Origin of the sequence: Butyricimonas sp. DFI.6.44 (assembly GCF_022132345.1) — a bacterium.
GTDB classification, from domain to species: domain Bacteria; phylum Bacteroidota; class Bacteroidia; order Bacteroidales; family Marinifilaceae; genus Butyricimonas; species Butyricimonas muris.
In genome coordinates this window covers 261,748-270,254 of record NZ_JAKNJD010000009.1, presented here as the reverse complement: position 1 = coordinate 270,254, position 8,507 = coordinate 261,748, and the positions used below count along the sequence as shown (strand labels likewise).

7 protein-coding genes are annotated in these 8,507 nt (G+C 53.7%); all 7 read left to right on the top strand.

Translation table 11 applies throughout. The annotated features are described in order from the left end of the window. Positions 1 to 155: DUF4134 family protein (locus L0M98_RS22595; RefSeq protein ID WP_195580490.1), on the top strand; the 155-nt coding region annotated here is incomplete at its 5' end. A gap of 15 nt (positions 156 to 170) precedes the next feature. Then, on the top strand, positions 171 to 467 hold the full coding sequence (locus tag L0M98_RS14275; protein ID WP_004320446.1) for a DUF4133 domain-containing protein: 297 nt from the start codon (positions 171 to 173) through the stop codon (positions 465 to 467). 111 nt (positions 468 to 578) lie between these two features. Next, positions 579 to 3,287 carry a TraG/VirB4 family ATPase gene (locus tag L0M98_RS14270; RefSeq protein ID WP_004320448.1) on the top strand — a complete coding sequence of 903 codons (2,709 nt, stop codon included), beginning with the start codon at positions 579 to 581 and terminating at the stop codon, positions 3,285 to 3,287. 11 nt (positions 3,288 to 3,298) lie between these two features. Beyond that, on the top strand, positions 3,299 to 5,845 hold the full coding sequence (locus L0M98_RS14265; RefSeq protein WP_113748768.1) for a hypothetical protein: 2,547 nt from the start codon (positions 3,299 to 3,301) through the stop codon (positions 5,843 to 5,845). Then, the gene (locus L0M98_RS14260) at positions 5,842 to 6,567 is read left to right on the top strand and encodes a hypothetical protein (RefSeq protein WP_004320452.1); all 726 of its coding nucleotides are present in this window, start codon (positions 5,842 to 5,844) and stop codon (positions 6,565 to 6,567) included. The genes L0M98_RS14265 and L0M98_RS14260 overlap by 4 nt, the downstream gene beginning before the upstream one ends. A gap of 18 nt (positions 6,568 to 6,585) precedes the next feature. Beyond that, a complete protein-coding gene (locus tag L0M98_RS14255) occupies positions 6,586 to 7,353 on the top strand; it encodes a DUF5045 domain-containing protein (RefSeq protein ID WP_004320453.1) in 768 nt (255 codons plus the stop codon). A gap of 12 nt (positions 7,354 to 7,365) precedes the next feature. Next, on the top strand, positions 7,366 to 8,499 hold the full coding sequence (locus L0M98_RS14250; RefSeq protein WP_008645383.1) for a membrane protein: 1,134 nt from the start codon (positions 7,366 to 7,368) through the stop codon (positions 8,497 to 8,499). Positions 8,500 to 8,507 lie beyond the last annotated feature (8 nt).

Genomic DNA, 8,507 nt, shown 5'->3' with positions numbered 1-8,507 from the left:
AACCGCCCACCGCAAGGTGGGTATGGCGCTGGGTGCTTAGCCCACACAACGAGGAGCAGGACGTCAAGAAGAAGATCATGATGGTCGTGGGAGCCTGTATCTTCCTCATTGCGGCGGCCAAGGCGTTGCCTCTGTTCTTCGGTATTGCCGCTTAAACATCAAGGATAAGTATGAAAGGCAAGGACGAACGCTATCCGGACTACCCGCTGTTCAAGGGACTGCAACGGCCTCTTGAGTTTTTGGGCATCCAAGGCCGGTATATATATTGGGCGGCGGTGACGACGTGCGGAGCCATTGTCGGCTTTGTCGCCGCCTACTGCCTGCTCGGTTTCATTGCCGGGCTTGTCGTGCTGGCAGCCGTCGTATCGGCCGGTATCGTGCTCATCCTCCTCAAACAGCGGAAAGGACTGCATAGCAAGAAGGTCGTTCCGGGTGTGTATGTGTATGCCCACTCGCGCAAGATCTGACGAAAGAAAAACCATCACGGCAATGTGCATGGCTTTATTGATTGTTGAACGCGGGCGGGTTTGTCTTGAAGCAAGGCGAACCTGCCCCTATTTAATTACACGTATATCGAAATGACCCTATACATCATTTTATGTTTTGTCGCTTTGTGCGCGGGTATGGCCTTGTCGGTCTATGCGTTCGGTACGGGCGGCAAGCGCAAGCGAATCTTTCAGGACATCTATTTCTCGGCGGAGGAAACGGACGGTGTGGGTGTGCTGTACACCAAGACCGGCGAATATTCCGCCGTACTTAAGATAGAGAATCCGGTACAGAAATATTCGGCGGACATTGACAGTTACTACGACTTCACACACTTGTTCACCGCCCTTGCGCAGACGTTGGGCGAAGGGTACGCCATCCACAAGCAGGACATCTTCGTCAGGAAACAGTTTGCGAGCGAACCGACTGACGGTCAGGAGTTCCTGTCTTCATCCTATTTTCGTTATTTCAAGGGACGTCCTTACACGGACAGCCTTTGCTACCTGACCATCACGCAAGAGGCGAAGAAAAGCCGTCTGTTCTCGTTCGATAGCAAAAAGTGGCGTGACTTCCTTGTGAAAATCCGTAAAGTACACGACCAGTTACGTGACGGCGGCGTACAGGCCAGATTCCTGAACAAAGCCGAAGCGAGCGAGTACGTCGATCGTTACTTCGCCATGAACTTCAAAGACCGCACCGTGTCGATGACGAACTTCAAGGCGGACGATGAAACCGTGTCGATGGGCGACAAACGCTGCAAGGTGTACAGCCTTGTGGACGTGGACTGTGCCGCACTGCCCTCACAGATACGTCCGTACACGAATATCGAGGTCAACAACACGGAAATGCCCGTCGATTTGGTGTCGGTGGTGGACAGCATCCCGAACGCCGAGACGGTGGTCTATAACCAAATCATCTTCCTGCCCAACCAGAAGCGTGAGCTGTCGCTGCTCGACAAAAAGAAGAACCGCCACGCGAGCATTCCCAATCCGAACAACCAGATGGCGGTCGAGGACATCAAGCGTGTGCAGGAAGTCATCGCCCGTGAGAGCAAGCAACTGGTATATACACACTTCAACATGGTGGTGGCCGTGTCTGCCGGTGCAGACCTGCAAAAGTGTACGAACCACTTGGAAAACGCTTTCGGGCGTATGGGTATCCATATCAGCAAGCGGGCATACAACCAACTGGAACTGTTCGTCGGTTCGTTTCCGGGCAACTGCTACACGCTCAATGAGGAATACGACCGTTTCCTGACCCTTTCCGATGCGGCGATGTGCCTGATGTACAAGGAGCGTGTGCTGCACAGCGAGGAAACGCCGCTGAAGATTTACTACACCGACCGTCAGGGCGTGCCGGTGGCTATCGACATCACGGGAAAAGAGGGAAAGAATAAACTGACTGATAATTCCAATTTTTTCTGTTTGGGGCCTTCGGGCAGCGGCAAGAGTTTTCATATGAACTCGGTCGTGCGCCAGCTCCATGAGCAGGGAACGGATGTGGTGATGGTCGATACGGGGAACTCATACGAGGGACTGTGCGAGTATCTGGGCGGCAAGTATATCTCCTATACCGAGGAACGGCCTATTACGATGAATCCGTTTCGCATCAACCGGGAGGAATACAATATCGAGAAGATAGACTTCCTCAAGAACCTTATCCTGATGATTTGGAAAGGGTCGGACAGCCAGATTCCCGAAATCGAGTTCCGCATTGTCGAGCAGATAATCATAGACTACTATGATGCCTATTTCAACGGATTTACAAGATACACCGACGAGCAACGGGAGGTACTGCTGAAAAACCTGTTTGCGGCGGCCAGCCGAAAGAACCCAAACAAACCACCCAGAGAGGTGGATGAGATGGTGCGCAAACAGATAGAGGTGCTTGAGGCACGGCGGGCGGCTCTCAAAGTGTCGGAACTGAACTTCAACTCATTCTTTGACTACTCATTCGACCGTCTGGAGCAGATCTGCACCGAAAATGACATCACGACAATCAGCTACTCGACCTATTCGACCATGCTGCAGCCGTTCTACAAGGGAGGCGCATATGAGAAGATTCTCAATGAGAATGTGGATTCGGCACTGTTTGACGAGACATTCATCGTCTTTGAAGTGGATGCAATCAAGGAAAACAAGAAACTGTTTCCCATTGTCACACTGATTATCATGGACGTGTTCCTGCAGAAAATGCGCATCAAGAAGACCCGTAAAGTCCTTGTCATCGAAGAGGCGTGGAAGGCCATTGCCAGCCCGCTCATGGCGGAATACATCAAGTTCATGTACAAGACCGCCCGTAAGTTTTGGGCTTCTGTCGGCGTGGTGACGCAGGAGATACAGGACATCATCGGCAGCGAAATCGTGAAGGAGGCCATCATCAACAACTCGGACGTGGTGATGCTGCTTGACCAGAGCAAGTTCAAGGAACGCTTTGACGAAATCCGAAAGATTCTTGGTCTGACCGAGGTGGATTGCAAGAAGATATTTACCATCAACCGCTTGGAGAACAAGGATGGGCGCAGCTTCTTCCGCGAAGTGTTTATCCGTCGGGGGACGACCAGCGGCGTGTACGGCGTGGAAGAGCCGCACGAGTGCTACATGACCTACACGACCGAACGGGCGGAAAAGGAGGCACTGAAGCTTTACAAGAAGGAACTTCGGTGCAGCCATCAGGAAGCTATCGAGGCATATTGCCGGGACTGGGATGCCAGCGGTATCGGGAAGGCCCTGCCTTTTGCACAAAAAGTAAACGAGACGGGGCGTGTGCTCAACCTCCGTCCCGTGCATGAATCCAAATAAACATTGCAGCCATGAAACGACTACTCCTTATCCTGACCATCGCCTCGGTCACACTCTGCCAGACGGTTCACGCCCAGTATTACAGCGTGAACTACGACACCCGTACCGTTGCGGCGATGGTGGCTGCCTTCGGTACGGAAGCGGTCGCCGAAGGGTACTACCGGGAGCAGGTCGATGACGTCCTCAAGCACTACACGGCAGCGGAGGTCGCTACCGCCGGGATATTCGCGGCCAAGTTCTTGGAGCATAAAGCCCTGAGCGACCTCGGCATCTGGAACAGCCGTACGGAAAACTACTACTACCGGCGCATCTACCGGATGGTGGCGGAGAAAATCATGCCCAAGATATGGGTGGTGGCGAAGCAGATGCTCCATTCGCCGCAAACGGCTATCTATTGGGGCAGTTACCTGATGAAAGTCTGCGATGATACCAAAAGTCTGTGTATGCAGTTCGAGAGCGTGGTGACCAACAGCACGCTGACCTTTTCGGACATCGCCTTTCTCGAAATCAATCCGGAAATTGCCCCCTTGCTGAAACTCTCCGAAACGGGAAACATCGACTGGCAGCGGATGATGGACAACTTCGCCCGCATACCGGGCAACTTCACCCACGAGAACCTGAAAAGCGACCTCGACAACCTTTATAACACGGGGGTCGGCCTTGCAACGGCAGGCATTGCCAATCTTGGTGACGCCCTGTTGCAAAGCAGCTCGTTCCATGACCTGCTGGGTGGAAAGGTTGAAGAAATCGGCAACCTGTATGAACACTACGGGAGTCTATTCGAGCAGGCGGAACATGACATCAGCGGCTTGCTGATTGACATGGTGGGTGGTCCGGACAACGTGGCCGGTCTGTTCAACTTCAGCAACTACAACCTCACGGCATGGATGACCGACTACCTGGACGAAGCGATGGGGAACTATTACACGCAGCGGTGGTACATTGCCCGGCGTGACCAAGGGAGCGTATCGCTGTGCGACTACTATCCTCCGACGGACGACAACAGCATCCTGAACGGGGGCGCATGGGTGCGGTTCAACACGAGCGACCCGAATTTCTATCCTGATGCCTCGCAACGGGAACAGGTACTTGCCAACTCGGAAGGATATGCCGGTTGGTCAAGAAACCGCGTGCAGCAGTTGAACAACCAGAACGACGGGTTCAGCTACAGCATCAACTATTGGATGAGTGCCTATATCATCAGCAAGAAAAACAAGCAGACCAAAAAGGCATACGCATACGAAATCCATGTGAGCAAAAACTGGAACAAAGAAGAGGTCGTCTATGAGGAAGTCTTCGATTCCTACTCGATGGACTTGAACACGTTTCGGGCGCAACTGAATGTCCGGCTTGCGGAGTTCAACGAGAACGAGGACGGCTACACCTATTATATATCTTCCGGTGCGCGGAACTATTACCAAGCAACGGACGCAGCCAAATTGAAGGGATGCGAGAGCGTGACCATCAGCGTGACCTGTTCCGACGGGGTTACGCTCGGACAAGGCTCGACACAGTACAAGTGCCGCAAGTGCGGCAGCTCGTTGAATGCCCACACCAAGGAGTGCGCCATGCAGACCTCGGTGACGGAAAACGACCTCGACCTTTCGGAACTGGACGCGCTATTGAACGAGGCGAACAGCCAAGCGGCCAATATTGAAGCGCAAATCGGGGCATTGGAAAACGAGAACGCTGTCCTGCTGAAGAAAATCAGTACGGCGAGCATTGAGGATGCGGCGACTTACCGGCAGCAGTACAACGCGAACAAGACACGGATAGACCGTCTGAAAGGAGAACTCGCGGAGTGGAAGAAGAAACAGTCCGACTATGCCCAAGCAAAGTCGGATGCCGCAGACGACAACAGCGTGGCGACGGATGACTATTACCGCATCCCTGCCATCATGCAGGACTGCAAGGCGGCATACGGTCTTACTTGGCAGGACGGCGGAGCATGGAACGGCTACTCGTATGTACGCAAGGCGACCATGCCGAATATCAACGGTATCATCACATTCAGGGCTACGGTCTCCATTGCCCGCAAGCCGAAATATTTTCTCGGCATAAAAATACACCGTACCATTATCCAAATCAAGTGGGAACTCACTTCGGAATATACGGACACACACGTCGCTGACGTGCTGACCCTTGATCCGGGACTTTCGGATGCGGAAAAGGCTAAACTGGTAAACGACCGGATAGCCGAAATCGCCCGTGAACATCCGTCCTGTAAAATCACGACGGAATACGCCCGCAGCGCACCGACGGAAGAAACGCCATCAGGCGACGTGTACCATCTGCTGTGGTCAAGCGACCGCCTTGAGATAGCGCGAGAGGTGGACAGCAGAATCACCAAGATATATGCCGACTTGGTATCGCTGGAAAAGATGATGCACTACAAGCGGAGCATCCTTGACGTGATGAAGGATGTGCAGCCCGGACTGGACACGGACGAAGGCCGTAGGCTGACACTCGTGGAGGAATGCCATGACCGCTGGGTGGAGAATGCACGGACGCTTCGGAGCGGCAACAGCAGGAATAGCAGAAAGGAGGTACGGCCATGAAACGTACCATACAGATTGCCGTCGTGCTGTTCGCCCTGCTGCCCGGTATCGCCAAGGCGCAGTGGACTTTCGATATAGTCTCCGTCGAAGCCTACATCAACGACCACAAGAAGCAGCGCAGCCTGCTGTTGGCTCGTAGCACCTTGGAGTACAGCAACAAGCTGTTGCACGAGTACAGCTGTAAAGAAATTGGGGACTATAAAGAGTTGAATATTGACCTTGACAAATACACCCGTGCGTTCGATGCCATCGACGTCATGTACCAGTCGTTGCGCACGGTGTTGAACGTCAAGAATACCTATACATCGGTCAGCGACCGTATCGGCGACTATAAATCGTTGTTGGAGGATTTCAATGCGAAGATCTTGAAACGTGGACGCATCGAATCCGCAGATACCCTGATTATCTCCATCAATGCGAGGGGGCTGAGGGCGATTGCCCGTGAGGGGGAACAGCTCTACAAGTCCGTGAGCGACCTCGTGCTGTATGCCACCGGAGCGGCAGCCTGCTCGACCTCCGACCTGCTGATGGTGTTGGAGGCCATCAACCGCTCATTGGACAACATCGAGCGGCATCTGAACCGGGCCTATTTCGAGACATGGCGGTACATTCAAGTGCGCATCGGCTATTGGAAAGCAAAGGTATATCGCTCCCGCACCATGCGGGAGATTCTCGATGACGCCTTCGGGCGTTGGCGCGGAGCCGGAAGACTGGATTATTAACGACAAAAAGAGAAGAATATGAACAGAAAACTATTACTCATGGCAGTGGCGGTCACCGTAACGACAGCCGTACACGCACAGTATGTAACGTACAACCATGATTCGCCGAAGCAGAATCAGGTAACGGTCATGGAAACCGGTACGGGCGCACTCTCGCCCGACCTCTATTATTCCGTGCTGCACAACAAATACAAGAAGTCGGCGGCGGCCAAAAACAAGCTCTCGTTCCGCACACTTGCCGGTATCAATCTCTACAACCAGGTGGACGAAGCGGAAGCCATTGATTCGGCTTTGGTCAAGCGGGCGAAGGTCGAGGCGTTGAACGTTGCCGACCGGCAGGCGGACATCGCGTGGCTTGCCGAGGGCGATAAGGTCAGCAGACAGATGGACCGGTTCCGGCGCAACATCGACCGTATTCTCCTGTCCGGCGGTACTCCGGCCGACAAGGAACGGTGGACGGAATACTACCACGTCTATCAGTGCGCCATCAACGCCACGAAAGACGCCTATATGCCAAACGCCCAGCGAAAGAAGGAGTATCTGCGCATCTACGAGGATGTGGCACGGCAGAACGAGATTTTAGTGAGCTACCTCGCCAAGCGTCAGAACGCAACGGCAACAAGCACACTGCTGAACGCAACGGACAACCGTACCCTGCATAAGGGCGGCATTGTCCGCAATGCCATGAGCCGGTGGCAGGAATCACGCCTTGCGGTGCGTGGCTCGCAATCGGGCGGCAACGGAAACGGCGAAGATGACAACGAGAGTGTAAACAGAGGGAAATAAAAAGACAGGGCTATGGCAAACGGAGATATACTTTCGGATTTCGGCATCAACCTGTTGGAGGAGGAAATAGATGATGTCATCTTTCAGACCAACGAGTTTCTGACGGACGCGACTTTTACCGGTGCGCAGGGTCCTTTTTGGTGGATATTGCAGATGTGCATGGCACTCGCGGCACTGTTCTCCATCGTCATGGCGGCAGGTATCGCCTACAAGATGATGGTAAAGCACGAGCCGTTGGACGTTATGAAGCTGTTTAGGCCGCTTGCCGTGTCGATTATCATCTGCTGGTGGTATCCGCCTGCGGACACGGGTATGGCGGGGAGCCGGAACAACTGGTGTTTTCTGGACTTTCTGTCCTACATCCCGAATTGCATCGGGTCGTACACCCATGACCTGTACGAAGCTGAAGCTTCACAGATATCGGACAGGTTCGAGGAAGTTCAACAGCTCATCCATGTGCGTGACACGATGTACACGAACCTGCAGGCGCAGGCGGATGTCGCCCACACGGGCACATCCGATCCCAACCTGATAGAGGCGACAATGGAGCAGACCGGCGTGGACGAAGTGACGAGCATGGAAAAGGATGCGGCGAAGTTGTGGTTCACGTCTTTGACGGCAGGAGTCATCGTGGGGATAGACAAAATCATCATGTTGATTGCTCTCGTGGTGTTCCGAATCGGTTGGTGGGCAACGATTTACTGCCAACAAATCCTGTTGGGAATGCTGACGATTTTCGGACCGATACAGTGGGCGTTCAGCATCCTGCCGAAATGGGAAGGTGCTTGGGCGAAGTGGCTGACACGCTATCTGACGGTGCATTTCTACGGGGCGATGCTCTACTTCGTGGGCTTCTATGTGCTGCTGCTCTTTGACATTGTATTGTGCATCCAAATCGAGAACCTGACGGCGATAACCGCCAGCGAGCAGACGATGGCTGCCTACCTGCAAAACTCGTTCTTCTCGGCAGGCTACCTGATGGCGGCTTCGATTGTAGCCCTCAAGTGCCTGAACCTTGTTCCGGACTTGGCGGCATGGATGATACCGGAGGGCGACACGGCATTCTCTACCCGAAACTTCGGCGAGGGCGTGGCACAGCAGGCGAAGATGACGGCAACCGGAGGGTTGGGCGGCATCATGAGATAATCCGCAAA

Bases quoted from the DNA above. Each gene is read 5' to 3' on its own strand.
- L0M98_RS14275 (WP_004320446.1), top strand. From the start codon at position 171: ATGAAAGGCAAGGACGAACGCTATCCGGACTACCCGCTGTTCAAGGGA.
- L0M98_RS14270 (WP_004320448.1), top strand. From the start codon at position 579: ATGACCCTATACATCATTTTATGTTTTGTCGCTTTGTGCGCGGGTATG.
- L0M98_RS14265 (WP_113748768.1), top strand. From the start codon at position 3,299: ATGAAACGACTACTCCTTATCCTGACCATCGCCTCGGTCACACTCTGC.
- L0M98_RS14260 (WP_004320452.1), top strand. From the start codon at position 5,842: ATGAAACGTACCATACAGATTGCCGTCGTGCTGTTCGCCCTGCTGCCC.
- L0M98_RS14255 (WP_004320453.1), top strand. From the start codon at position 6,586: ATGAACAGAAAACTATTACTCATGGCAGTGGCGGTCACCGTAACGACA.
- L0M98_RS14250 (WP_008645383.1), top strand. From the start codon at position 7,366: ATGGCAAACGGAGATATACTTTCGGATTTCGGCATCAACCTGTTGGAG.